This is a genomic window from Nocardioides pollutisoli, assembly GCF_040045055.1.
GTDB lineage: Bacteria > Actinomycetota > Actinomycetes > Propionibacteriales > Nocardioidaceae > Nocardioides > Nocardioides tweenelious.
Window position 1 is genome coordinate 1,217,483 of record NZ_JBDZDU010000001.1, and the last position, 23,639, is coordinate 1,241,121.

Genomic DNA, 23,639 nt, shown 5'->3' on the forward strand with positions numbered 1-23,639 from the left:
TGAACGGTCGACGGTACACGGGGACCAACGGCCGCTCCCATTGTCTCAGGTGGGGCCAGAGAGGACCCGGTCACGAGTAGACGTGGGGTGCCAGGGTGCCGATGTCCCGGAGGTTGCGGTAGCGCTCCTTGTAGTCGAGCCCGTAGCCGACGACGAACTCGTTGGGGATGTCCCAGCCGACGTACTTCACGTCGACCGGCATCGTCAGCGCCTCGGGCTTGCGCAGGAGGGTGCAGATCTCGACGCTCGCGGGGTTGCGCGACGCGAGGTTCGCGGTCAGCCAGGACAGCGTCAGGCCGGTGTCGATGATCTCGTCGACGATGACCACGTGGCGCCCGGAGATGTCGGTGTCGAGGTCCTTGAGGATGCGTACGACGCCGCTGGACTTGGTGCCGGAGCCGTACGACGACACCGCCATCCAGTCCATCTCGAGGTGCCGGCTGAAACTGCGGGCGAGGTCGGCCATCACCATCACGGCCCCGCGGAGGATGCCGACGATGAGGAGGTCCTTGCCGGCGTAGTCGCCGTCGATCTCGGCGGCGAGCTCACGCAGTCGGGCCTGGATCTGGTCCTCCGTGAAGAGCACGTTGACCAGGTCGTTCTCCACGTCCGATGCGTCCATGGGCTTGAGCCTAGGACAGGCGTGGGATCAGCGACCGGTCCGGGTGACGTAGAACGGCAACGAGACGGGCCTCTTGGTCTTCAGGACCGCGTCGTTGCCTCCGAAGTAGACCGTCACCGTGTGGTCCCCGAGCTTCTGCTTGGGCAGCTTGACGGTGACGTGCCCGTCGTTCTCGTCCTTGATCGGCGTCTTCCAGGCGGCGTCCTTGTCGACCTTGACGTAGAGGTCGCCGGCGATCGGGCGCACCTCCTTGCTCGTGAGCGAGATCTTGAGCAGTGCCTGCTTCGACGGCTTGACGCTGCTGTCCACGAACTCGAGCGACAGGTTGGCGTTGACCTTGCGAGCGAGGGTCAGAGTCTCGGTGGAGACCGTGTAGACCTGCTTCTTCTTCACGGTGATGGTCGACGACCACTCGGTGTCGAAGGGGTCCTTGGACTTCTTGAGGCTCGAGTAGCGCAGCTTGTAGTCGCCGGGCTTGAGGTCGTAGAGCCGGAACCAGCCGTGGCCGTCCTGGTAGTCGGGCGCGTAGGTCAGCGCCGAGGCGACCGGGTCGCCCTTGGTGTCCGAGGCGGGGAACGCCGCGACCTCGACGCCGTCGACGTAGCGCTTGCCCCGGTCCTGCACCGAGCCCTGGATCCAGGCTTTGTTCTTGGGCGGCTTGGTGGGCACCAGGGCGCGGTCGGAGCCCGCAGCCCCCGCCTGGGGTGCCGCGTCAGCCGGCAGGGCGTGCGGAGCGAGTCCGACACCGATGAGCACGGCGAGGGCGGCGATGAGTCGGCGGGACATACGGGTTCTCCTCCAGCGGTCGGACCGAGCGCTCGGTCCAGCGTCAAGTCTGACCTCTCAGTCGGCCGCCCGCGGCCGATTCCGAGGGATTTGTCCGTCGGCGCGGTCGAGGTGCAGTCGACCGTCTCGCCGCGAGCAGCGCAGCGAACCGGGCAGGTCGACCCACTTCTGACCGTGCCAGCCGGTGAGCAGGGCGTCCACGGCGAGCACGTGCTCGTGGAAGAGCTCGGCGGGCGGAGCGCCGGCCTCGACCGCGGCCAGGCGCAGGACGCGGCGACGGATCGAGGTGGGTTGGGCGAGGAGTCCGTCGACGGGGAGGTCGCGGAGGTCGCCGTACGCCGCCTCGGCGACGGCGTCGAGGAGGTCCATGTCGTCGCGCAGCTGGTCGGCGGTGCGGGCGAGGGTCGCGGCGATGCCGGGCCCGAGCTGGTCCTCCAGCACCGGGAGGACCGTGCGCCGGACCCGGACGCGGGTGAAGCCGGGGTCGGCGTTGTGCGGGTCGTCCCAGGTGGCGATGCCCTCGACCTGGCAGGCGGTGACGGTGTCGTCGCGCGACACGTCGAGCAGCGGGCGCACGAAGGGGCCGAAGGCCCGGCGCATCCCGGCCAGGCTCCGGCCGCCGGAGCCGCGGGCCAGGCCGAGCAGCACGGTCTCGGCCTGGTCGTCGCGGGTGTGGCCGAGGACGACGGCGGCCGCGTCGAAGCGCTCGGCGACCTCCTCGAGCACGGCGTACCTCGCCTGCCGGGCGGCGGCCTCGGGGCCGAGCCCCGCGCTCTCGACCTCCACCCGTGCGGTGATCGTCTCGTCGACACCGAGCTCCACCATCTGGCCGACCACCCGGTCGGCCTGCGCGGCGGAGCCGTCCTGCAGTCCGTGGTCGACCGTCGCGCCCACGACGTGCCAGCCCGCCTTGCGGCCCTCGAACACCGTCGCCGCGAGCAGGGCGAGCGAGTCCGGTCCGCCGGAGCAGGCGACGACGACGGTCCGGCCCGCGTCGACGTCGGCGAGCGCGCGGCGTACGCCGAGACGGACGGCGGCGACGGCCGGGTGGAGGCTCATGCCCTACAGGACTCGGGTGACCCAGGCAGCGGGGTCGGCGATCTCGGCCTTGGTCGGCAGGTTCTCCGCGCGCTCCCAGACCGCGTTGAACTCGGTCATCCCGGCCTTGTCGACGACCGCGCGGACGAACTTCGCGCCGTCGCGGTACTGCGCCATCTTCGCGTCGAGGCCGAGCACGCGGCGCAGCACCCGGTCGAGGACGCCGACACCCTTGCGACGGCGGTTGAAGCTCGTGCGGATGTCACCGACGGTGGGGATGACGCTCGGCCCGACGCCGTCCATGACGACGTCGGCGTGGCCCTCGAGCAGCGACATGACACCGGTGACCCGGTCGACGATCTCCTTCTGCTCGGGGCTGCCGATCATCTCGATCAGGTTGCCGCCGCGGTTGCCACCCTTGAGCGCCTCCGTGATCCGGGACAGACCGTCGTCGAGGAAGCCGGAGGGCTCGAGGGTGTCGGCGATGGCGTGCATCTCGCCGAGCAGGTGGTCGGAGAGCCACGGGGTCGCGGTGAACTGGACCCGGTGGGTCTCCTCGTGGAGGCAGACCCACAGCCGGAAGTCGTGCGGGTCGGCGTCGAGCTCGCGCTCGACGTGGACGATGTTGGGGGCGACCAGCAGCAGCCGGCCGTCGGCGCCGTAGAACGGGTCGAACTGGCCCAGCACCTTGCCGGCCAGGAAGCCCAGCAGCGCACCGACCTCGGCGCCGGTGACCCGTGAGCCGATCGCGTGGGTGAGGCGACCCGGGGCGCCCTTGTCACCGGAGATCTTGTCGACGACGGGCGCGAGCACGGTCGCGAAGCCGTCTGCGTTGGCCTGCACCCAGCCCGGCCGGTCGACCACGAGGACCGGGGCGGTGTGCTCGGCGGCGACCAGCCCGGTGAACTCGCGGACCAACCCGGTCGACCGGTCGGCGTCGGCCCTCAGCTCGGCGACGACGGCGTCGGCGTCCTCGCGGGTGATCTCCGGACCGTCGCCGGCCAGGCGGGAGCCCAGCGAGACGGCCAGGTCCCAGTCGACCATGCTGGGGCGTTCGCTGCTCATGCGGCGACCGTACCCGGACGATCCATGCTCAACTCCCGCAGCGGCAGGCGGCGAGAGCGGTCGCGACCTCGTCCAGGGCCTCGCGCGCATCGAGGGTGTCGAGGACGTCGACCCGGTCGGCGATCAGGGCGAAGACGATCGGCGTGCCGTCGCGGTCGGTGACGATCCCGGCCAGCCCGCTGGTCCCGGTGAGGGTCCCGGTCTTGGCGCGGACGACGCCGCGGCCGGCCAGGTCGCCCTGCCCGAACCGGTCGACCAGCGACCCGGTGAACCCGGCGACCGGCAGGCCGGTCACCACGCTCCGCAGCTCGGGGTGGTCGGCCGACGCCGCGACCTCGAGCACCGACGCCAGGGTGTCGGAGCCGACGAGGTCGTCGCGGGACAGCCCGCTGCCGTCGTACACCTTCGCACCGGAGGTGGGTACGCCGAGGTCGTCGACCGACTGGACGACGGCCTTGGCGCCGGCCGCGAAGCTGCCGACCCCCGAGACCGCGAGACCGACCTGGTGGCTGAGCACCTCGGCGGCCTCGTTGTCGCTGGTCGTGAGGGTGTGCTCGACGATCTGGGAGAGCGGGCGGCTGCTGATCCGCGCGACCTCGGTGCCGTCGGCGACGGTCCGCTCGTCCGGCGTGCCACGGACGGTGAGGCCGGCCCGGACGAGGTCGTCGGCGAACACCTGCGCGGCAGCCGCAGCGGGGTCGTCCACGCGACCGAAGCCCGTCGCCGCCCGGCCCTCGTCGACCCAGAGGGCCTGGATCGGTGAGACCACGCCCTCGGGCACGTAGGTCGCCGGCCAGTGCGGGTTGATCGCCGGGCCGCTGAAGAGGCTGATGTCGTAGGAGACCTTGACCGTGCCGGTGACCTTGGCCGCGGTGGCGCGGGCGAGCTTCTTCAGGTCCTGCGGGGACAGGAGCGGGTCGCCGCCACCGACGAGCACGACGCGGCGCGGTCCGTCGGTGACCACGGTGGTGTCGAAGGTGTGGTCCGGACCGAGCGTGTCGAGCGCGGCCGTCGTGGTCAGCAGCTTGAGCGTCGACGCCGGCATCGCCGTGCCGCTGCCGGCGGAGTAGAGCTGCGACCCGTCCAGGCCGGCGATCGTGGCGAGCACGTGCGGGCCGAGGTCGGCGTCGTCGAGGACCTGCTCGACGGCACGGCGTACGGCGCCGGGGTCGGCGCTGCCGGTGGCCCCCGTCGCCACCGGCGACGGGGTCGTGAGGGCCGGGAGGGTCAGTCCGGCGGGCGGCGGGATCGCGGCCGGGTCGTCGGACGGGGCGGCCCGGTCGACCTCGACGTACGCGATCCCGGCGGCCGCGAGCAACCCCAGAACGAGCACCACCGGCAGCCAGAAGGCGAGGCGAGAACCGTGGCGTGCGTCACGTCGCCCCACAGTTCACCTCTTCCGACTCCACGTTTGCGGCCATTGTGCGGGAGACTGTGCGGTGCCCGCCGCGCGGGCCTACAAGTTTCGATGACGATGGCGGAGGAAGACGTGCTCGAGTTCGACGTGCTGGTGGAGATCCCCAAGGGTGAGCGCAACAAGTACGAGGTCGACCACGAGTCCGGCCGGATCCGGCTCGACCGGACGCTCTTCACCTCGACGGCGTACCCGGCCGACTACGGCTACATCGAGAACACGCTCGGCCAGGACGGCGACCCGCTCGACGCGATGGTGATCCTCCAGCAGCCGACGTTCCCCGGCTGCCTGATCCGCTGCCGCGCGATCGGCATGTTCCGGATGACCGACGAGGCCGGCGGCGACGACAAGGTCCTCTGCGTGCCCGCGAGCGACCCGCGCCTCGAGCACCTGCGCGACATCAGCCACGTCTCGAAGTTCGACCGCCTCGAGATCCAGCACTTCTTCGAGGTCTACAAGGACCTCGAGCCTGGCAAGTCCGTCGAAGGCGCCGAGTGGGTCGGCCGCACCGAGGCCGAGGCCGAGGTCCACGCGTCCTTCGCCCGCCTCAAGGAGTCCGGCGACCAGCACTGACCTCGGCTGGCGGGTCGCTAGCCCGCGGAATACCCGGTTCACCGGGTATTCCTGACGTTCTTGGGTGTTGCAACGCCCCAGAACATCAGGAACTGCCCGAGAAGCAGGGCATGGATCCGTTCTCCACAGCCGCCAGAACCGCACGCGTCGAGTACGGCGCGCACGGGCATGCGTTTTCGCATGATGGTTCCTCCCGCACGTCCCGCCGACGACCCGCGCAACGCGCCTGTCTACCTGCGCAAGACCCTGATCGCCCAGGGTCACGACGACCGTTCGATCGCCCGTCTCGTCGCTGACGGCGTCCTCGTGAAGGTCCGCAGGGGCGCGTACGCCGACCGAGCACCGTTTCTGCAGCTGGACGAGGCCGGCCGGCACGGGGTCCGTGGCCGAGCCGTCCTGCAGCAGGCGAAGACCAGGGTCGTGCTCTCGCACGTGTCCGGCGTACCGGAGTACGACGGACCCACCTGGGGACTGGACCTGAGCGATGTCCACGTCACGCGCTCCGACGGCTGCGCCGGACGGCACGAGGCGGGCGTCCACCAGCACTGCGGGACCATCCTTCCCGGCGACGTCCGCCGACGAAACGGCGTCGAGGTGATGAGCCCAACCCGAGTCGCACTCGAGGTGTCGACGCTCGCGAGCGTCGAGGCGAGCCTGGTGGTCGTGAACCACTTCCTCCACTGCGGCGCGACGACCGAGTCCGCTCTGGCCGAGCGCTACGCACTCATGGGCCAGTGGCCGAAGACTCTGAGCACGGACCTGATCCTCAGGCTGGCCGATCGGCGTATCGAGTCCGTAGGCGAGTCCCGCACCTTCTTCCTGTGCTTCCGCCAGGGCTTGCCGATGCCTCAGCCGCAGTACCCCATCGAAGACCACGACGGACGGGTCTTCGCCTACGTCGACTTCGCGTGGCCGCAGCTCGGGGTGTTCCTGGAGTTCGACGGTCTGGTGAAGTACGAACGACTCCGGCGCCCCGGCCAGAGCGCGTCCGAAGTCGTCGTCGCGGAGAAGCGACGCGAGGAGCGGATCTGCCGGCTCACGGGATGGCGATGCATTCGCATCGTGTGGTCGGACCTGTCTCGACCCCAGGCCACCGCGGCCGCGATCCGAGCGATGTTGTTCCCGGCCGTCGACGCGGCCTGACCCCTCGACTTCTCGGCCACTTCATGGACTTCTGGGGCGTTGCAACCCCCCAGAACTCCATGAATACCCGGTTCACCGGGTATCCCGCGGGCACCTAGCCCAGCAGCGCCGGCGAGCGCAGCATCTCGGTGGGGACGCCCCACGCGTCGACGTAGTCGACGGCGAGCGGGCGCACCTTGCGGCAGAGGCTGCCGATCTCGCGGCTGATCGCCTTGGAGCGCTGGACGGACAGCCGGCCGTGCTCCATGAACCACGCCCGGTCGGCCTCGATGGTCGAGAGCGCGAACAGGTCGCACAGAAGGTTGAGCGCGACCTTCTGGTCGCCGTCCGGCAGCGCGGCCGTCTTGTCGACGAACGCCTCGAGGACCAGCCGCTCGACGTGGGCGTTGGCCGCCGCGATCACGTGGTCCTGGACCCGCGAGAAGACGACGCCCGGGTTCATCTTCTGGTCGATGCCCCGCTTCAGCCGGCGGGCCACCCCCGCGAGCATGTGCTCCTCGCGGAAGCGCAGCATCGCGAGCTGGTACGACGGGTCGAGCAGGCCGGCGTCCTGGTCCCACTGGTCGCCCCCGGGCATCAGGTCCTTGACCCGCTCCAGCAGCTTGTGGGCCGAGGTCTTCTCGATGACCGTCTCGACGGCGAGGTTGGTGACGAAGCGGACCATGCCGAGCTGGTCCATGTCCTCGAACTCGCTCGCGTAGTCGGTCAGCAGGCCCTTCGCGACGAGCTGCAGCAGCACGTGGTTGTCGCCCTCGAACGTCGTGAAGACGTCGGTGTCGGCCTTGAGCGCGGCGAACCGGTTCTCGGCCAGGTAGCCCGCTCCCCCGCAGGCCTCGCGGCACTCCTGGATGGTGCGGGTCGCGTGCCAGGTGCCGAGCGCCTTGGTGCCGGCCGCGCGCGACTCGAGCTCGCGCCGCGTGTGGTCGTCGTCCTTGATGCCGGAGAAGACGTCGTGCAGCTGCGCGGCGACGACCTCCTGGGCAAAGTGCAGCGCGTAGGTGCGCGCGATCAGCGGGAAGAGGCGCCGCTGGTGCATGCCGTAGTCGAGGAGCAGCTCCTCCTCGGTGTCCGAGGTGGCCTCGAACTGCCGGCGGCGTGCGGCGTACTTCGTCGCGATCGCCAGCGCGACCTTGCTCGCGTTGATGCCGGCGCCGCCGACGCAGACCCGGCCCTGCACGAGCGTGCCGAGCATCGTGAAGAAGCGGCGGTTGGGGTTGTCGATCTCGCTCTCGTAGACACCCGCGGGCGTGACATCGGCGAAGCGGTTGAGCAGCGCCTCGCGCGGGACCCGCACCTCGGTGAAGCGGATCCGGCCGTTGTCGACGCCGTTCAGGCCCATCTTGCGGCCGTCGTCCTCGATCTCGACGCCTGCGCAGGGCTTGCCGCCCTCACGGATCGGTACGACGAAAGCGTGCACGCCCTCCGAGGCGCCGCCGACCTCGAGCTGCGCGAAGACGACCGCTACCTCGGCGTGCTTCGCGGCGTTGCCGATGTAGTCCTTGCGCGCCCCGTCGCCGTGCGTGGTGATCACGAACTCCTGGGTCGCCACGTCGTACGTCGCGACGGTGCCGAGCGCCTGGACGTTGGAGCCGTGTCCGGTCTCGGTCATCGCGAAGCAGCCCATCAGCTTCCCGGTGATCAGGTCGGCGAGGTAGGCGTCGTGGTGGCGCTGGGTGCCGAGCTGCAGGATCGCGCCGCCGAAGAGACCGAACTGCACGCCGACCTTCACGAGCACCGACAGGTCGCCGTACGCGAGCGTCTCGAACGCCGCGATCGAGGCGCCGATGTCGCCGCCCCCGCCGTACTCCTGGGGGAAGCCCATGCCGGTCTGACCGGTCGCCGCCATCTCGACGACGACCTCCTTGACCCGCTCGCGGAAGTCGTCGACGGACAGGTCCTCGGCGTCCTCGAGGATCGAGGAGTACTCCGCGAGGTTCGTGCGGACCAGGTTGCGGACCTCGGCGTACTTCCCGTCGAGCAGCGCGGTGAGCGCGGGTACGTCGATCTCGGGCTGGACGTAGCCGTTCGTGGTCGGGGGCGCGGCGGTGTCGGTGGCCATGCCTCGACGCTACCCACGGCGCCTGCGGCCCAAGCAGTGCTCTGGACCGGCCTACGTCACATCAGGGACGGGCGTAGAAGTTCGGCGCGGTCCAGGAGTACATCGAGCTCTCGCGGACCGGGACACCCGTGCGCGGGGCCTCGATGATCATGCCGCCGCCGACGTAGAGGGCGACGTGGTAGATCGAGCTCGGGTCGCTCGACGACCCCCAGAACACCAGGTCACCGGGCTGCAGGGTGCTCGCGGCGATCGGGGTCGACTGCTCGTACTGCGCGACGGAGTAGTGCGGGAGGGAGGTCCCACCGGCCCGCCAGGCGCCCATGGTCAGACCGGAGCAGTCCCAGGCGCTGGGGCCCGATGCTCCCCAGCGATAGGGCTCGCCGATCTGGGCGCGTGCGAAGGCGATCGCCGCCCCGGCGCCGGCTGCGGGTCCCGAGGGGGCGGGAGGCGCGGGGGGTGCCGGCGGGGTCGAGGGCGTCGTGGGCTTCGGCTCTGGCGGGTCGGTGGGGTCGGGGGACTGCGTCGGCTCCGGGTCGGAGCTGGGATGGGGGTCGGGGGTCGGCTGGGGAGTCGGGCTCGACACCGGCTCCGGTGCCTGCTGCTCCTGCTCCTGCTCGGCCGCGGCGGCCGCTGCCGCGGCGGCCTGCTGCTCGAGGTGGGACTGGCGGCGCTGGGCGAGCTTGACGCTGATGTGCTGGAGGTCGGCGAGCTGCGCGATCAGCGCGGCCTTCTCGTCGGCGATCGCGGTGGCCTGCGCGGCGGCGGCGTCAGCCGCGTCCTGGGCCTGCTGCTTCGCGTCGAGCGCGTCCTGCTGCGCCTTCACCGCGGCGTCCTCGGCGTCGTCGGCCTGGTCGCTCGCGACGTCGGCGAGGGTGGCGGCCGCCCGGAACTCGTCGTAGTTGCCGTCCAGGGCGTCCTCGGCGTTGCCCATCGACACCGTCCGCTGGATCACCGTGTCGATGCCGTCGGACCGCACGATCGCGGAGAGCGCCGTCAGCCCGGGAGCCATCTCGTACGACGTGACGATCGCGTCGCCGTACGCCTCCCGCTGACGCTGGACGTCGCTCTCCGCGATCGCCGATCGCCGCTGCGCTGCCGCGGCCGCCTTGCGGGCCTCCGCGGCGCGCCACCGGGCTCCGTTGTAGGCCTCGGACGCCTGGGCGGCGACGACGGCCGACTGCTGGAGCCGCTGGTTGGCCAGCACGAGACGGGCGCGGACCGAGTCGACGTCGTCGGCCTTGGCCTGGACGGCGACGCGGGCTTCCTGGACGTCGTGGCGCGACGGGGTGTGGTCGTCGGCGACGGCCACTCCGGTCGCGACGCCACCGATCCCGAGGGACAGCGCGAGGACCGCGGTCAGACCGAGCGCACGCACGTGATTCCCCCTGGTGGAAAGGCCGCCCCATGCGGCACTCGCAGCACGCTAGACAACTTTCGTCACAAAAGGAACAAAAACCTCAACTTTTTCTTCAGTCCCCGGCGTGTCGGCTTGACGAACTACACCGGTGTAACTTTCGCGCGCGTTGGCGTAGTCACGGACGTTGTGGTGGTCCCAGGGCCGAAATAGCCACCACAACGTCCGTGACAACCTCGCCAGATCGGCAGGGAGATCAGGACCGGGTCAGCGGTCGACGGGGACGGCCGAGGTGGTCGTCGTCGGGTGCGAGGCGAGCCCGTGGTGGTCGAACTTCTGACCGCTGGCGATGCCGCCGACGTAGAAGGAGACGAAGGCGATCATCACGCCGGCGATGTCGTCGGCGATGTAGTGCCAGCCGAAGTAGAGGGTGGCGATCATGGTGACGCCGAAGTTCACCCAGAAGACGATCCGGAGCACCCGGTTCTGGACGGTGTACTGGATCATCAGCGCGACCAGCAGCGTGATCGCGCAGTGCAGGCTGGCGAACCCGGCGACCGACTGCACCGCGTTGGTGCTGACGCCCTGGATCACCAGGGCGCGGCCGTTGACGAGCGACTCCATCAGCTGGCTCGCCGGGGTGTCGGGAAGGCCCTGGTAGAGCCAGACGTACTTGAGGCCGGGGCCGAGCGTCGGGAGCGCGTAGTACGACGCGGTGCCGAGCGTCCACGCCACGCACTGCGACGTCACGAACCAGTAGCCGTAGGACAGGTTGCGCGACCAGACGACCCAGGCCGTGACGGCGATCGGGACGAGCGGCAGGAACCACAGGTAGACGTAGGAGAAGCCGTACGCCATGAAGCCCTCGCCGAAGATCCCGTGCAGGATCAGCGCCGGGTCGTGGCCGAAGAGGAGCAGCCGGTCGAGCATGTGGAGCTCGCGGTCGTACTTCACCTCGCGGACGAACGGGAGGAACGACTTCAGGTTCCGGTAGCTCACGTAGACGATGTAGAAGCAGATGATGCCCATCGCGACGAGGGTCCAGCGCTCGCGGGTCCAGTGCGTCTTCCACCGGGTCCGGACGATCGCGGGCATCGCCTTCGGGTTCATCTTGGAGTACCAGAGCGTGCGGGGCAGCAGGTCGAGCAGCAGCGCACCGAAGAGCAGCAGCGGCAGGCGCAGCCACGACGGACCCAGGAAGCTGCCCTCCGGGTCGATCAGCCGCTTGTCGTAGACGACCGCCACCAGGATCGCCAGACCCCCCATGAGGATGGCGTTGGCCACGAGGAGGGTCCAGGCACGGCGATACACGGAGGTCAGTGTAGAGAAGGTTGCCAGTCAGCAACCTTCAGGTATCGGGGCGAGCCTGCTCCGGTCCACCCCCAGGGTCACCCGCTCCCCCGGCGCGGCGTGCGCGTCGAGCCTGGCCACGGCGTCCAGCTCGCCGATCCCGTCGACGTCGACGACCAGCCGGACCTGCTCCGGCGTCGCCCGCCCCGAGCGCACGACGCCGTGCAGCGGACCGGCGTCGTCGAGGGTCAGCGCAGAGCGTCGTACGGCGACCGCGTCGGCCTCCGGCAGACCCGCCGCCGCGAGCAGCGTCGACCCGGCGGGGCCGTCGAGCACGCGGGCGTAGCCGAGGAACAGCGCCGTCTCCGGGTCGACCGGCGCCCGCCACACCTCGGCGATCTCACCCTGCTGGACGATCCGCCCCGCGCGCATCACCGCGAGCCGGTCCGCGACCGCGAACGCCTCGTCGTGGTCGTGGGTCACCATCAGCGCGGTCGTGCCGGCCTCGCGCAGGATCGTGCGCAGGTCGGCGGCGAGGCGCTCGCGCAGACCGGCGTCGAGCGCCGAGAGCGGCTCGTCGAGCAGCAGCAGCCGAGGGCGTACGGCGAGCGAGCGGGCCAGCGCGACCCGCTGACGTTCACCGCCCGAGAGAGTGGCGGGCAGCCGGTCGCCGTACCCCTCGAGACCGACGAGCGCGAGCAGCTCGCGGACCCTCTCGGCGGCGTGAGGCGTACGCCGGATGCGCAGCGCGTAGCCGACGTTGCGCGCCACCGTGAGGTGGTTGAAGAGCTGGCCGTCCTGGAACATCAGCGCGAAGCCGCGCTTGTGGGTCGGCACCCCGGCCAGGTCGGACCCGTCCCACGAGATCCGCCCGCCGGTGGTCGGCTCGAGACCCGCGACCGCGCGCAGCAGGGTCGACTTGCCGGAGCCGGACGGGCCGAGCACGGCCAGCACCTGGCCGTCGGTGAGCTCGAGGGAGGCGTCGACGACGGCGGGCTCGCCGTCGTACGCCACACCGACGTGGTCGAGGGTGAGGGTCACAGCGCACCCACCGACGGGACCCGGAGCCGCTCGACGACCAGCATCACCAGGGCGGTGGTGGCGGCGAGGACGACCGATGCGGCGAGGGCCATGCCGTAGTTCATCGCACCCGGGTGCCCGATGAGCCGGAAGATCACGATCGGCATCGTCGGGTGGTCGTCGCGCGCGAGGAACGACGTCGCACCGAACTCCCCGAGCGACACCGCGAAGGCGAACCCGGCGGCGGCGAGCAGCGGCTTCCACATCGCCGGGAGGTCGACGGTCAGGAACACCCGCAGCGGACCCGCGCCGAGCGACGCGGCCGCCTGGCGCTGCCGGTCCTCGATGCCGCCCAGCACCGGCACGAGGGTGCGTACGACGAGCGGCAGCGCCACCAGGGCCTGGGCGATCGGCACGAGGAGCAACGAGTCGCGGAAGTCCACCGGCGGCTTGTCGAGCGTGATCAGGAACCCGAAGCCGAGGGTCACCGCGGACACGCCGAGCGGCAGCATGAAGAGCCCGTCGAGCGCGCCGCGGGTGCGGCGCTCGGCGCGCGAGTGCGAGCGTCGGGTCACCACGATCGCGACCAGGACGCCGAGGCTGAGCGACATCCAGGTCGCGTCGACCGCCGTACGCAGCGAGGTCACGAGCGCATCGGTCGCCGGCACCAGCAGCGCGTCGTGCGAGCCGTGGCCGCTCAGCGCCCGGTAGTTGCCGAGGCTCCACGAGTCGCGCACCCGCAGCGATCCGACGACGAGGGCGAGCAGCGGCGCACCGACCAGCACCAGCACCAGGCCGGTCGAGAGCAGCCCGGGCCAGTCGCCGGGCGACGGCCGCGGCATCCGCTGCGTGGTGCGGACGACACCTGCGTCAGGTACGGCGCGCAGGCGGCCGGCGACGACGAGCAGCGCGGTGATCGCGAGCAGCTGCACGATCGAGAGCGCCGCCGCAGCCTGGAGGTCGAGCAGGTTGGTGGTCAGCAGGTAGATCTCGGTCTCGACCGACGAGTAGCGCAGCCCGCCGAGGGTCAGCACCACGCCGAACGCCGTCGCGCAGAAGAGGAAGACCACGCTCGCCGCCGAGATGATCGCGGGCCGCAGCGTCGGGAGCGTGACGGTCCGGAAGACGTGCACCGGTCCGGCTCCCAGTGCTGCCGCGGCCTGCGCCGGCCGCGGGTCGAGCGACTCCCAGCTCGCGCCGACCGCCCGCACCACGACCGCGACGTTGAAGAAGACCAGCCCGGCGATGATCGCCCCGGCCGAGCCGTCGAAGCCGAGGAAGCCCAGCGGCCCCGCCTCCCCGATCAGCTCACGGAACGCGACGCCGACGACGACGGTCGGCAGCACGAACGGCACCACCAGCAGCGCCCGCAGCAGCCGTCGCCCGCGGAAGCGTCGGCGGTAGAGCAGGTGGGCGGTCGGCAGCCCGAGGAGCACGGCGAACGCCGTGCCCAGCAGCGAGGACCACAGGGTGAACCAGACGACCCGGTGCACCCGCGGCCGCGCCAGCACCTCCAAGACCGCCCCCGGGTCGAACGTGCCGTCGACCCAGAAGCCCTCCGAGATCATCCCGCTCACCGGGAGCACGAAGAAGAGACCCAGCACCGTCAGCGGGACGGCGGCCAGGGCTGCGAGGGCGAGGGCCCGCCTCATCGCGAGGTGACGTCGCTCCACTCGCGCAGCCACTCGTCACGGTGCGCGGTGATGTCGGCGGGGTCGACCTGCCAGGGGTCGGTGGGCTTCTTCGCGAACTCGGCCCACTCCTGCGGCAGCTCCACCGAGGAGTCGACCGGGAAGACGTACATGCTCTCCGGCAGTGCCGCCTGCACCTCGGGCGTCAGCAGGAAGTCGACCAGCGCCTCGGCGCCCTTCGGGTTCTCGGCGCCGGCCAGCACCCCGGCGTACTCCACCTGGCGGAAGCAGGTGTCGAGCAGCGCGCTCGTCGAGGACCTCCCACCGGACACGGTGAAGGCCGGCGACGAGTCGTAGGACAGCACGATCGGCCGGTCACCCTTGCCGCCGCCCTGGGTGAAGTCGACCTCGTAGGCGTCCGACCAGCCGGCGTCGAGCTTGGCGCCGTTGGCCATTAGCCTGGTCCAGTAGTCCTGCCACCCGTCGTCGCCGTACGCCGCGATCGTCGAGAGCAGGAAGGCCATCCCGGGCGAGCTCGTGGTCGCGCCGGGCGTCACGAAGAGGTCCTTGTAGTCCGGCTTCACCAGGTCGTCGAGCGTCGTCGGCGGCGCCAGGTCGTGGTCGGTGAACCAGGTGTCGTCGACGTTGACGCAGACGCTCGCGTTGTCGATCGGCGTGAGGTCGTGGTCGTCGTCGCCGGGCAGGGCGTACTCCTCCGCACCCGCCGGCAGCGTGGCGTCGTACGGCGCGAGGACGCCCTCGTCGATCGCGCGGGACGCGAAGGTGTTGTCGATGCCGAAGGTGACGTCGCCGAGCGGGTCGTCCTTCGTGAGCACCAGCTTGTTGGTCAGGGCGCCGGCGTCGCCGGACGCGCGGACGACGAGCTGGTAGCCCGACTCCTGCTCGAACTGCTTCTCGAGCTTCTTCGGCAGCACGAACGAGTCGTGCGTGACCAGGACGACGCGCTTCGAGGCGGGCTCGTCGTCGGCTGAGTCCTGCCCCATCGTGGAGCAGGCGCTCATCGTCAGGGCGAGGACCACGGCAGGCGCCATGGCACGGATGACCTTCAACTCGGACTCCCTATCGCCGGTACTAACCGGATCAGGTTCGTAGGGTCTGCGGCTGGTCCGCACTCTCAGCACGTTGATGGCGTGCTCCCCTGTCTTGTGGAGTCGACTGTAGACCCCTGCCCCGCCGTTGGTTGAGGAGGTCGCGCAGCGACCGTCTCGAAACCCCCGCAGCCGACGCACCTACGTCGGTTTCCGGGGTTTCGAGACAGGACTTCGTCCTTCCTCAACCACCGGGAGCTCAGCGGGTCAGCACCACCACGGCGTCCAGGCGAGCCAGCTTCGCCGGGTTGCGTACGACGTAGAGGCCGGTCACCGCACCGTCCTCGACCACCATCGTGGCGATCGTGTCGATCTCGCCGTCGATGACGATGCGGAGGGCGGCGGCGCCGTTGACGACCACCACATCTGCCACGGCGTTGAGGCCCGAGCCGACCGCGTCGAGGAAGCGCACCACCTTGTCGCGACCGAGGATCGGCCGCAGGGCCGCCTTCTTCACGCCGCCGCCGTCGGTCACCAGCACGACGTCGGGCGCGAGCACGTCCATCAGGCTCTGGATGTCACCGGTCGCGACCGCGCTCATGAAGGTCGCGAGCACCCGGTCCCGCTCGACCTGCGACGCCTCCCCGCGCGGGCGACGCTCCTCGACGTGGGCCCGCGCCCGATGGGCGATCTGGCGGACCGCGGCCGGCGACTTGTCGACGGCGACCGCGATCTCGTCGTAGCCGAAGTCGAAGACCTCACGCAGCACGAACACCGCCCGCTCGGTCGGCGCGAGGGTCTCCAGCACCGTCAGCATCGCCAGCGAGACGGAGTCCGCGAGCTCGACGTCCTCGGCCACGTCGGGTGCCGTGAGCAACGGCTCCGGCAGCCACGGCCCGACGTACGACTCACGCCGCCGGGCGTTGGTGCGCATCCGGTTGAGCGCGAGCCGCGCGGTGATCCGCACCAGGTAGGCCCGGTCGTCGTGGACGGTCGGCAGGTCGACGTCGACCCACCGCAGCCAGGTCTCCTGGAGCACGTCCTCCGCGTCGGCCGCGGAGCCGAGCATCTCGTAGGCGACCGTGAAGAGCAGGTTGCGGTGCCGGACGAAGACCTCCGTCGCGTCGGCATTCATGCCGTCTCCATGGACCCAGACGCTACGGCGAGGGGCAGCTCGCACACATCCGAGTAACCCTGGCTCTGCAGCCCGGCCGCGGAGTTGAAGCGCGAGCGCATGTTCTCCAGGGCGATCATCTGGGTGAGCTCGACGACGGCCGCCTCACCGAGCTGGGAGATCAGCCCGGCGACCATCTCGTCGGTGACCGTCAGCGGTGTCGTGCTCATCGCCTCGGCGTACTCCAGCACGTCGCGCTCCAGCTGGCTGAAGACGTCGGACTCGCGCCACCGCGGCACCTCGCGCACCTTGGCGAGGTCGAGGCCGTCGTTGTGCGCCAGGAAGTAGCCGAAGTCGAGGCACCAGCTGCAGCCGATGACGCCCGCGCTCGCGAGCTGCGCGTAGGACTTCAGCGTCGGGTCGAGCTCGTCCCACTTCGACACCTTGCCCTCGAAGCCGAGGACCGCCTTGAGCACCGGCTTGTGGTGGAAGTAGACGTAGGCGTTGTCCGGGATCGCGCCGTAGGTGCGGCGGGCGTAGACGGACATGACCCGCCCGTACAGGCAGGTGATCGGGGCCTTCGGGATGCGGAACGTGCTGGGCATCGGACTCTCCTTCTGTCGTTTGCCCACCAGACACCGACCACCGCCGATCTGTGACAACCTGCCGCTCATGATCACCAGCGCCCGCTCGTTCGCGGACCTCGAGCCCGCGATCGCGTACGCCGCGTGGCGACTGCGCCAGGACGTGTTCGTGATCGAGCAGGACTGTCCCTACCCCGACCTCGACGGCCGCGACGTCGAGCCCGGCACCCGCCACGTGCTGCTCCTCGAGGGCGACGACCTCCTCGGCTACGCGCGGGTGCTCGACGACGTGGACACGTGGCGGATCGGCCGCGTCGTGCTGGCCCGGTCCGCGCGCGGCCAGGGTCTCGCCGACCACGTCATGACCACCGCCCTCGAGGTCTGCCCCGGCCGCGACGTCGTCCTCGACGCCCAGTCGCCGCTGGTGGGCTGGTACGCCGGGTTCGGCTTCGCCCCCGACGGCGACGAGTTCCTCGAGGACGGCATCCCGCACACGCCGATGCGCCGCGCAACGAGCGCGTAACCCGCGACCGGCACACTCGGCGGATGCTTCCCGTCGCCGAGCTCCACCTCCACCTCGAGGGGACCATCGAGTCCGACCTCCTGGTCACCCTGGCCCGCCGCAACGACATCGCGCTGCCGACGTACGACCCGGTCGAGCTCACCGCCCGCTACGACCACTTCGCGGACCTGCAGTCCTTCCTCGACATCCACTACGCCAACCTCACGGTGCTGCGGACCGAGCAGGACTTCTACGACCTGGCCAGCGGCTACCTCGCGCGTGCCGCGGCCGCGGGCGTACGCCGCGCCGAGATGTTCTGCGACCCGCAGACGCACCTCGGGCACGGCGTCCCGCTGGCCGCCGTCTTCGACGGGTTCTCCGCCGCGATCGCGGACGCCGAGTCGGCGACCGGCATCTCCGCCGACCTGATCGTCTGCTTCCTGCGCGACCTCGGTGGCGACGCCGCCGAGGAGCTGATCCGCGCGGCGCTCCCCTTCCGCGACCGGTTCATCGGCGTCGGCCTCGACTCCACCGAGATCGGCTACCCGCCGCGGCTCTTCGAGACGGCCTACTCCATCGCGGCGTCCGAGGGTCTCCACCGGGTCGCGCACGCCGGCGAGGAGGCCGGGCCCGACTACGTGTGGGAGGCGCTCGACGTCCTCGGCGTCGAGCGGATCGACCACGGCAACCGGGCGCTCGAGGACCCGGTCCTGGTGCAGCGGCTGGTCGACGAGCAGATCCCGCTGACGACCTGCCCGCTGTCCAACGTCTACCTCAAGGTCGTCGACGACCTGGCCGACCACCCGTTGCCGCGGATGCTCGAGCTCGGGCTGCGCGCGACGGTCAGCAGCGACGACCCGGCCTACTTCGGCGGCGGGGTGGACGACAACTTCGCCGCCCTGCGCAACGACCTGGGCATGAGCGAGACCGACCTGGCGACGCTGGCGCGCAACTCGTTCGAGGCGGCGTTCGTCGACGACACCACCCGCGCCGGATGGATCAGCGAGCTGGAGGGCTGACCTCGGCATCGAGCGGGCCGTCCGCAGGCTGGGTCACCAGCGACGGACGGGCGTCATCGCTCTTGCCGAGGCCGGCGTACGCACGGGCCATCCGGCTGACGAACTGGTAGACGCCGTCCTCCTCGGGCGCGAGGGGTCCGGGCACCGACTGCGGCGACGCGAGGCCACGCTGCACCGACTCGCAGGCCGCCCAGTCCTGACGGTTGGTCAGGTCCCAGAAGTCCACGGCGTACGCCGGGTCGAAGCCCTCCCGCTCCGCGACCTCCTTCGGGAAGGCCCACGAGCACTCGACGAACGTGCGGCCGGCGTCGATCGGACGCAGCAGGTGGGTCATCACGTAGTCGGGGTGAAGGCTGACCAGCAGGTTGGGGAAGCCGACGAGGTACATCACCGTGCGCAGCTCGGTGTCGTTGAGCCCCTCGATCGGGGTGCCGCCGCTGCGACCGTCGAGCGACATCGTGTCGGCCTCGGGGATGAGGGCCATCCAGCCACCGATCCACTCACCCTCGAAGTCGAGGTTGTCGCCGCTCTGCGGCGGGCTGATCCGCGTGAGCTCGGGGTGGATCGAGGAGCAGTGGTAGCACTCCTGGTAGTTCTCGACGATCACCTTCCAGTTCGCCGTGAGCTCGTAGGAGTGGCTCGCCACGGTGACCAGGTCCTCGGGGCGGTAGCGACCGACGATCTCCTCCATGCCGGCGACGTGGTCCTCGAAGGGACCGCTGCTCGCCGAGGGGTCGATGAAGAGCCAGCCGTGCCAGTCGACGACCGGGATCGGGAGCAGCCCGAACTCGCCCTTGTCGAAGCCCTCGAGGCTGCGGAAGCCACCGGGTGCGTTGCGCAGGCTGCCGTCGAGCTTGTACGACCACGCGTGGTAGGGACACACGATGCTGCGCCGGTTGGTGCTCGAGCCGCAGGGCAGCAGCTCGTGGCCGCGGTGCCGACAGGTGTTGGCGAAGGCGCGGAGCTCGCCGTCCTCGCCGCGGACCAGCAGCACGCCACCGGCTCCCGTCTCGACGGACCTCTGGGCGCCGGGCTCGGCCAGGGTGGCGGCGGATCCGACGCACTGCCAGCCGGAGAAGACGTTGGCCTGCTCCCAGTCGTGGACCGCGGGATCGAGGTAGGCGGCCGCCGGCAGCATCCGCGAGGTGCCGAACTCGGCGTACGACCGGGCGACCTCCGCCTCTGGGAGCGGAGCCAACGTTCCACGCAGCTGATCCATCACCTGGTCAGTGTCGCCCACCACCAGCCGCGCGATCCAGAGCTGGACCACATCGGGCTCGCGCGGGTCTGCTGGCCGCTAGTCTCGCGGCGTGAACCCCGCCACCCGCGTCGCCAACCGAGGGATCCTCGCCGCTCGGCGATGGCTCGACCGGACCGGTTCGATCGTCCCCGGCACCCACGCGGCCAAGGCCTTCGGCACGTTCGGCGAGGGCAGCTGCATCGACTTCCCGCCCGCCACGCTGCTCAACACCGGGTCGATCCACATCGGCCAGGACACCTTGGTCGGCAAGCAGGCGACTCTGTCGGTCGGCTACGGCGTGGGGCAGACCAACCTGCCCGACCGCGGGCTCGTCGTCGGCGACGACTGCGTGCTCGGCGCGCGGATCAGCATCACCGCCCACGAGTCGATCGTGATCGGCGACGGCGTCTTCTTCGGCCAGAGCGTCTTCGTCACGGACGCCAGCCACGGCTACCAGGACCCGACCCGACCGATCGGCGACCAGTTCGGCGCCCACCAGCCGGTGTCGATCGGCTCCGGGAGCTGGATCGGCCACGGCGCCGTGATCCTCCCCGGCGCCCAGATCGGCCGCAACGTCGTGGTCGCGGCCGGCGCCATCGTGCGCGGCACGGTCGAGGACTTCGCGATCGTCGGCGGCAACCCGGCCAAGGTCATCCGGCGCCACGAGCCCGGCATCGGCTGGGTGGGTTCCAAGGGCGACGTACGTCCCGTGCTCACCACGGAGTTCGGCATCGAGCGCACCCCTCCGTTGGAAGAGGCGCTCTAGCGCTTGCGGCGCGCCCCCGCCGACCGCGGCGGCGCCGACCGCATGTGGTCGCGCACCGGCGCCAGCAGGTCGCCGAGCTCCTGGACCTTGGCACCCGACAACGGGGCGAAGAGCTGCTGCCGCAGGACCTCCACGTGGCCGGGGATCACCCGCGCGATCACCGCGCGACCGGCGTCGGTGACGGTCACCGTCACGCTGCGCTCGTCGTCGGGCGAGGGCGCGCGCACCACCAGCCCGGCCTTCTCGAGCAGGCCCGCCTGGTAGGTCAGGCCGCTGCGGCTGTAGACGACACCGTCGGCCAGGTCGGTCATCCGCTCGCTGCCGGTGGGTGAGTCGAGAGCCAGGCGCGCCAGGAGCTGGAACTGCACGTAGCTCAGGTCGCCCTCGTCCCGCAGCTGCTGCTCGACCGCGTGGCGCAGCAGGCCGGCCACGTCCATCAGGGCGAAGTAGGCGCCGAGCTGCACGGAGTCGAGGGCGTCGGACGCGGGAGTCGGCTTCGGCATGCCCCCACGCTACCAATTACTTCACGTTCGAAACAGTTGCTTCACATTCGAAGCACTGCTACCGTCGTCATCATGCTTCGAATTCGAAGCACTCACGTCACTCAGGAGGTAAAGCCATGAAGGCCATCCGTTTCCACCAGTACGGCGACGCCGACGTCCTGCGCTACGAGGACGTCGCGACCCCCACCCCCGGCGCCGGCGAGGTGCGCATCAAGGTCGCCGGGACGTCGTTCAACGGCGTCGACGGCAACATCCGGGCCGGGAACATGCAGGGTCCGATGCCGCTGACGCTCCCCCACGTCCCCGGCCTCGACGTCGCAGGCACCGTCGACGAGGTCGGCGACGACGTCACCGGCCTGCGGGTCGGCGACCGGGTCGTCGGCTTCCTGCCGTTCGTCGTCGACGGCGCCTCCGCCGACTACGTGGTCGCACCCGCCCAGGCGCTCGCGAGCGCGCCGACCAGCATCCCGCTCAGCGACGCAGCGGCACTCCCGATCGTCGGCCTGACCGCGTGGCAGGCGCTCTTCGAGCACGCCGACCTCCGACCGGGTCAGCGCATCCTGGTCAACGGCGCGAGCGGCGCGGTGGGCGGGTACGCCGTCCAGCTGGCCAAGACCACCGGCGCCCACGTCATCGCCACCGGCAGCGCGCGCAGCGCCGCCCACCTCGCGTCGCTCGGCGTCGACGAGGTCGTCGACCACACCACGACCGACGTGGCCGCGGCCGTCACCGAGCCCGTCGACGTGCTGCTCAACCTCGCTCCGGTCACTCCTGAGCAGCTCACGGCCCTGGCCGGGCGGGTCGCCGACGGCGGGGTCGTGGTCAACACGACCGTGTGGATGCCGGCCCCGAGCGACGAGGCGCGCGGCGTACGCGGGATCGACCTCTACGTCCGCAGCGACGCGCAGCAGCTCTCCGAGCTGGTCGCGCGCGTCGACCGCGGCGAGCTCGTCGTCGACGTCGCCGAGCGGGTGCCGCTCGCAGACCTCGCGTCCGTCCACGCGCGTGCGGCGTCGGGCTCGCTCACCGGCAAGGTCGTGGTGGTGCCCGGCGTGGACCAGCGCTGAGTCAGGCCTTCTTCGTGGCCCGCTTCTTCTTCGCAGGCTTCTTCGGCTTCGACCGCCGCGGCATCGGGTCGAGGCCGAGCTTCTCCTCGGCGTACTCGATCGCGATGTCGTAGGCCAGGTCGGCGTTGATGTCCGGGTCCTCGAGCGCGACCTGGGTCGCGATGCCGTCGAGCAGCATGGTGAAGGTCAGCGCGAAGCGCCGTACGTCGAGCTCGGCAGCCACCTCGCCGGAGGACTGGCCGTCGCGCAGGACGCCCTCGACCAGGTCGCGCCACTTGCGGTCCTGCTCGACGCGCGCCTCGCCGACCTCCTCGTGGCGGAAGGCCGTGGCCCACAGGTCGAGCCACAGGCCCCAGGCGCCGCTGACCTCACCGTCGGTCTGCGGCACGCAGCACCACTCGACGATCGTCGAGAGCCGCTCGCGGAAGCCGGTGACCTCGGCGAGCGTCTTCGCTGCGGTGTCGTAGAAGCTCTCCTCGGAGTAGCGCAGGGCGTCGACGAGCAGCCGGTCGCGGGTGCCGAAGTAGTAGATGACGAGCGCCGAGCTCGCGCCCGCACGCTTGGCGACGTCGGCGATCCGCGTTTCCCCGAAGCCGCGCTCGCTGATCAGCTCGGCGGCTGCCTCGAGCATCGCGCGGCGGCGCGCCTCGTTGCCCTCCGTCGCGGGCGCGGCCTCAGCCATCGGACCAGCCTCTCGCAGGAGTCGTTCTCGGGCTCCGAGGCTAGCACTGGATTGGATTGATCAGTCAGTCAAACGACAGCGTGACCCACCGCAGGCACCGCGTGCGAAGCGGCGAAGAACTGACCGCGCAGCAGCGCGATGACGGTGCGCACGGCGATGCCGCCGATCAGCAGGGAGATCGCCGCGACCACGGCGTACTCGTAGGCGACGTAGCCCGCCGGCCGGAGCGCGTCGAGCCAGTGCAGCCCCACGGTGGCGACCGCCGCCCAGCTGAAGGTGAAGGCCCAGAAGCTGGGCAGGAAGGTCAGCCGGGCGAACAACGGGACCAGCCGCACCTGTGCGAGCACCATCAGCGCGCCGTAGCCCGCCAGGAACGCCGCGACCGCGTCGACGTGGCCGCCGTTCATGGCGAAGTACGCCGTGCTGGCGACCGCCGCAGGGGCCACCTCGATCGCGAGCGTCGGGACCAGCGGCGTCGGCAGCGCTGGTGCGAAGAAGAGACGGGCCAGGATCATCGAGCCGACCACCAGCCAGGAGACGACACCGAGGCCGAACATCGCCTCGGCCAGGCGCGGCTGCCCGACGGCGGACGCACCGATCGAGGCGACCAGGCCGCCGCCGACCGTCGGCAGGAAGTAGCCCGGGTGGATCGTGGCGAACTCGAGCGGGCCGTAGATCCACTGGCCGGTGAACCACGAGCCGAGCAGCACGATGCCGACGACGAACACGTCGACCAGCACGCGGCCGGTCGTCGCCGCGTGCGGATGAACGCCCTGGGCGGCCAGGAGTACCGGGGTGATGAACACCAGCGACGCGAAGGGGCTCGCGATCGGGTCGAGCAGGTCCGCGCGGAGCCGCCCCTTCTCAGCCACCGCGTGCCGGAGGTAGGCGACGACGAGCACGACCCACACCCCCGCCGCCAGGACGAGCAGGACGTCGCCGACCGCGACCGGCGCCCGTCCGTGGTCGGCCAGGACGAGCCAGCTGCCGGCGAGGCCGGCCAGCCCGAACGGGATGCCGAAGAAGTTGAGCGGGATGCGAGGAGCGGCCATGCCTCCACCATGGGCGGCCCGCGCGAGCCGAAAAAGAGGCACTTCCGGAACGCATTCATCGGCGGG

At 70.9% G+C, this 23,639-nt stretch carries 23 protein-coding genes and 1 riboswitch; of the genes, 6 read left to right on the forward strand and 17 right to left on the reverse strand.

Going from position 1 to position 23,639, the window contains the following annotated elements:
* Positions 1 to 70 precede the first annotated feature (70 nt).
* The 5 genes from hpt to dacB are packed head-to-tail and all read right to left on the reverse strand — an operon-like array spanning position 71 to position 4,847.
* Positions 71 to 622 carry a hypoxanthine phosphoribosyltransferase gene (gene hpt / locus ABLE68_RS05920; RefSeq protein ID WP_348870376.1) on the reverse strand — a complete coding sequence of 184 codons (552 nt, stop codon included), beginning with the start codon at positions 620 to 622 and terminating at the stop codon, positions 71 to 73.
* A 27-nt stretch (positions 623 to 649) separates the two neighbouring features.
* Positions 650 to 1,408: a carboxypeptidase-like regulatory domain-containing protein gene (locus ABLE68_RS05925; protein ID WP_348870377.1), complete on the reverse strand. Its 759-nt coding sequence runs from the start codon at positions 1,406 to 1,408 to the stop codon at positions 650 to 652.
* A gap of 57 nt (positions 1,409 to 1,465) precedes the next feature.
* Entirely contained in the window at positions 1,466 to 2,467 is a 1,002-nt protein-coding gene (gene tilS, locus ABLE68_RS05930; protein ID WP_348870379.1) for a tRNA lysidine(34) synthetase TilS, read from the reverse strand.
* Positions 2,468 to 2,470: 3 nt separating this feature from the next.
* Complete coding sequence (locus ABLE68_RS05935) at positions 2,471 to 3,511, reverse strand: zinc-dependent metalloprotease (RefSeq protein WP_348870380.1); 1,041 nt, start codon at positions 3,509 to 3,511, stop codon at positions 2,471 to 2,473.
* 28 nt (positions 3,512 to 3,539) lie between these two features.
* Positions 3,540 to 4,847 carry a D-alanyl-D-alanine carboxypeptidase/D-alanyl-D-alanine endopeptidase gene (gene dacB / locus ABLE68_RS05940; protein WP_348870381.1) on the reverse strand — a complete coding sequence of 436 codons (1,308 nt, stop codon included), beginning with the start codon at positions 4,845 to 4,847 and terminating at the stop codon, positions 3,540 to 3,542.
* Positions 4,848 to 4,979: 132 nt separating this feature from the next.
* Between dacB and ABLE68_RS05945 the strand changes: the two genes are divergently transcribed.
* Together ABLE68_RS05945 and ABLE68_RS05950 are read left to right on the forward strand one after the other, a co-directional pair.
* Positions 4,980 to 5,498 carry an inorganic diphosphatase gene (locus tag ABLE68_RS05945; protein ID WP_348870382.1) on the forward strand — a complete coding sequence of 173 codons (519 nt, stop codon included), beginning with the start codon at positions 4,980 to 4,982 and terminating at the stop codon, positions 5,496 to 5,498.
* A 180-nt stretch (positions 5,499 to 5,678) separates the two neighbouring features.
* Positions 5,679 to 6,641: a type IV toxin-antitoxin system AbiEi family antitoxin domain-containing protein gene (locus ABLE68_RS05950; RefSeq protein ID WP_348870384.1), complete on the forward strand. Its 963-nt coding sequence runs from the start codon at positions 5,679 to 5,681 to the stop codon at positions 6,639 to 6,641.
* Positions 6,642 to 6,735: 94 nt separating this feature from the next.
* Here ABLE68_RS05950 and ABLE68_RS05955 read toward each other — a convergent pair whose 3' ends face one another.
* The 8 genes from ABLE68_RS05955 to ABLE68_RS05990 all read right to left on the reverse strand — a co-directional run bounded on the left by ABLE68_RS05955 (position 6,736) and on the right by ABLE68_RS05990 (position 16,763).
* A complete protein-coding gene (locus tag ABLE68_RS05955) occupies positions 6,736 to 8,700 on the reverse strand; it encodes an acyl-CoA dehydrogenase family protein (protein ID WP_348870385.1) in 1,965 nt (654 codons plus the stop codon).
* A 61-nt stretch (positions 8,701 to 8,761) separates the two neighbouring features.
* A complete protein-coding gene (locus ABLE68_RS05960) occupies positions 8,762 to 10,075 on the reverse strand; it encodes a C40 family peptidase (RefSeq protein WP_348870386.1) in 1,314 nt (437 codons plus the stop codon).
* Between the two features lie 246 nt (positions 10,076 to 10,321).
* Positions 10,322 to 11,365 (reverse strand): phosphatase PAP2 family protein, encoded by a 1,044-nt coding sequence (locus ABLE68_RS05965; RefSeq protein ID WP_348870387.1) that lies wholly within the window; start codon positions 11,363 to 11,365, stop codon positions 10,322 to 10,324.
* 27 nt (positions 11,366 to 11,392) lie between these two features.
* Positions 11,393 to 12,385, reverse strand: a complete 993-nt coding sequence (locus ABLE68_RS05970; protein WP_348870388.1) for an ABC transporter ATP-binding protein — start codon at positions 12,383 to 12,385, stop codon at positions 11,393 to 11,395.
* The gene (locus ABLE68_RS05975) at positions 12,382 to 14,037 is read right to left on the reverse strand and encodes an ABC transporter permease (protein ID WP_348870389.1); all 1,656 of its coding nucleotides are present in this window, start codon (positions 14,035 to 14,037) and stop codon (positions 12,382 to 12,384) included. The genes ABLE68_RS05970 and ABLE68_RS05975 overlap by 4 nt, the downstream gene beginning before the upstream one ends.
* A complete protein-coding gene (locus ABLE68_RS05980; RefSeq protein ID WP_348870390.1) occupies positions 14,013 to 15,065 on the reverse strand; it encodes a thiamine ABC transporter substrate-binding protein in 1,053 nt (350 codons plus the stop codon). The genes ABLE68_RS05975 and ABLE68_RS05980 overlap by 25 nt, the downstream gene beginning before the upstream one ends.
* A riboswitch (TPP riboswitch) is annotated at positions 15,056 to 15,166 on the reverse strand. Its footprint overlaps the gene before it by 10 nt.
* A 137-nt stretch (positions 15,167 to 15,303) precedes the next feature.
* On the reverse strand, positions 15,304 to 16,179 hold the full coding sequence (locus tag ABLE68_RS05985; protein ID WP_348870391.1) for an RNA polymerase sigma-70 factor: 876 nt from the start codon (positions 16,177 to 16,179) through the stop codon (positions 15,304 to 15,306).
* Complete coding sequence (locus ABLE68_RS05990; protein ID WP_348870392.1) at positions 16,176 to 16,763, reverse strand: carboxymuconolactone decarboxylase family protein; 588 nt, start codon at positions 16,761 to 16,763, stop codon at positions 16,176 to 16,178. The genes ABLE68_RS05985 and ABLE68_RS05990 overlap by 4 nt, the downstream gene beginning before the upstream one ends.
* Positions 16,764 to 16,830: 67 nt before the next feature.
* Between ABLE68_RS05990 and ABLE68_RS05995 the strand changes: the two genes are divergently transcribed.
* Positions 16,831 to 17,265, forward strand: a complete 435-nt coding sequence (locus ABLE68_RS05995; protein WP_348870393.1) for a GNAT family N-acetyltransferase — start codon at positions 16,831 to 16,833, stop codon at positions 17,263 to 17,265.
* Positions 17,266 to 17,288: 23 nt separating this feature from the next.
* The gene (locus tag ABLE68_RS06000) at positions 17,289 to 18,263 is read left to right on the forward strand and encodes an adenosine deaminase (RefSeq protein ID WP_348870394.1); all 975 of its coding nucleotides are present in this window, start codon (positions 17,289 to 17,291) and stop codon (positions 18,261 to 18,263) included.
* On the opposite strand, the gene ABLE68_RS06005 is transcribed toward ABLE68_RS06000, so the two are convergent.
* The gene (locus ABLE68_RS06005; protein ID WP_348870395.1) at positions 18,244 to 19,461 is read right to left on the reverse strand and encodes an aromatic ring-hydroxylating oxygenase subunit alpha; all 1,218 of its coding nucleotides are present in this window, start codon (positions 19,459 to 19,461) and stop codon (positions 18,244 to 18,246) included. The two genes, ABLE68_RS06000 and ABLE68_RS06005, sit on opposite strands and share 20 nt — an antisense overlap.
* A gap of 112 nt (positions 19,462 to 19,573) precedes the next feature.
* On the opposite strand from ABLE68_RS06005, the gene ABLE68_RS06010 reads away from it, so the two are divergent.
* Positions 19,574 to 20,269, forward strand: coding sequence for an acyltransferase (locus tag ABLE68_RS06010; RefSeq protein ID WP_348870396.1), 696 nt, complete (start codon positions 19,574 to 19,576; stop codon positions 20,267 to 20,269).
* Here ABLE68_RS06010 and ABLE68_RS06015 read toward each other — a convergent pair.
* Positions 20,266 to 20,772, reverse strand: a complete 507-nt coding sequence (locus ABLE68_RS06015; protein WP_348870397.1) for a MarR family winged helix-turn-helix transcriptional regulator — start codon at positions 20,770 to 20,772, stop codon at positions 20,266 to 20,268. The two genes, ABLE68_RS06010 and ABLE68_RS06015, sit on opposite strands and share 4 nt — an antisense overlap.
* A gap of 116 nt (positions 20,773 to 20,888) precedes the next feature.
* Between ABLE68_RS06015 and ABLE68_RS06020 the strand changes: the two genes are divergently transcribed.
* Positions 20,889 to 21,839 (forward strand): NADP-dependent oxidoreductase, encoded by a 951-nt coding sequence (locus tag ABLE68_RS06020; RefSeq protein ID WP_348870398.1) that lies wholly within the window; start codon positions 20,889 to 20,891, stop codon positions 21,837 to 21,839.
* A 1-nt stretch (position 21,840) separates the two neighbouring features.
* Here the strand turns inward: ABLE68_RS06020 and ABLE68_RS06025 are convergent, their stop codons facing one another.
* Together ABLE68_RS06025 and ABLE68_RS06030 are read right to left on the reverse strand one after the other, a co-directional pair.
* Entirely contained in the window at positions 21,841 to 22,521 is a 681-nt protein-coding gene (locus ABLE68_RS06025; protein ID WP_348870399.1) for a TetR/AcrR family transcriptional regulator, read from the reverse strand.
* Between the two features lie 68 nt (positions 22,522 to 22,589).
* The gene (locus tag ABLE68_RS06030; RefSeq protein WP_348870401.1) at positions 22,590 to 23,573 is read right to left on the reverse strand and encodes an SLAC1 family transporter; all 984 of its coding nucleotides are present in this window, start codon (positions 23,571 to 23,573) and stop codon (positions 22,590 to 22,592) included.
* Positions 23,574 to 23,639 lie beyond the last annotated feature (66 nt).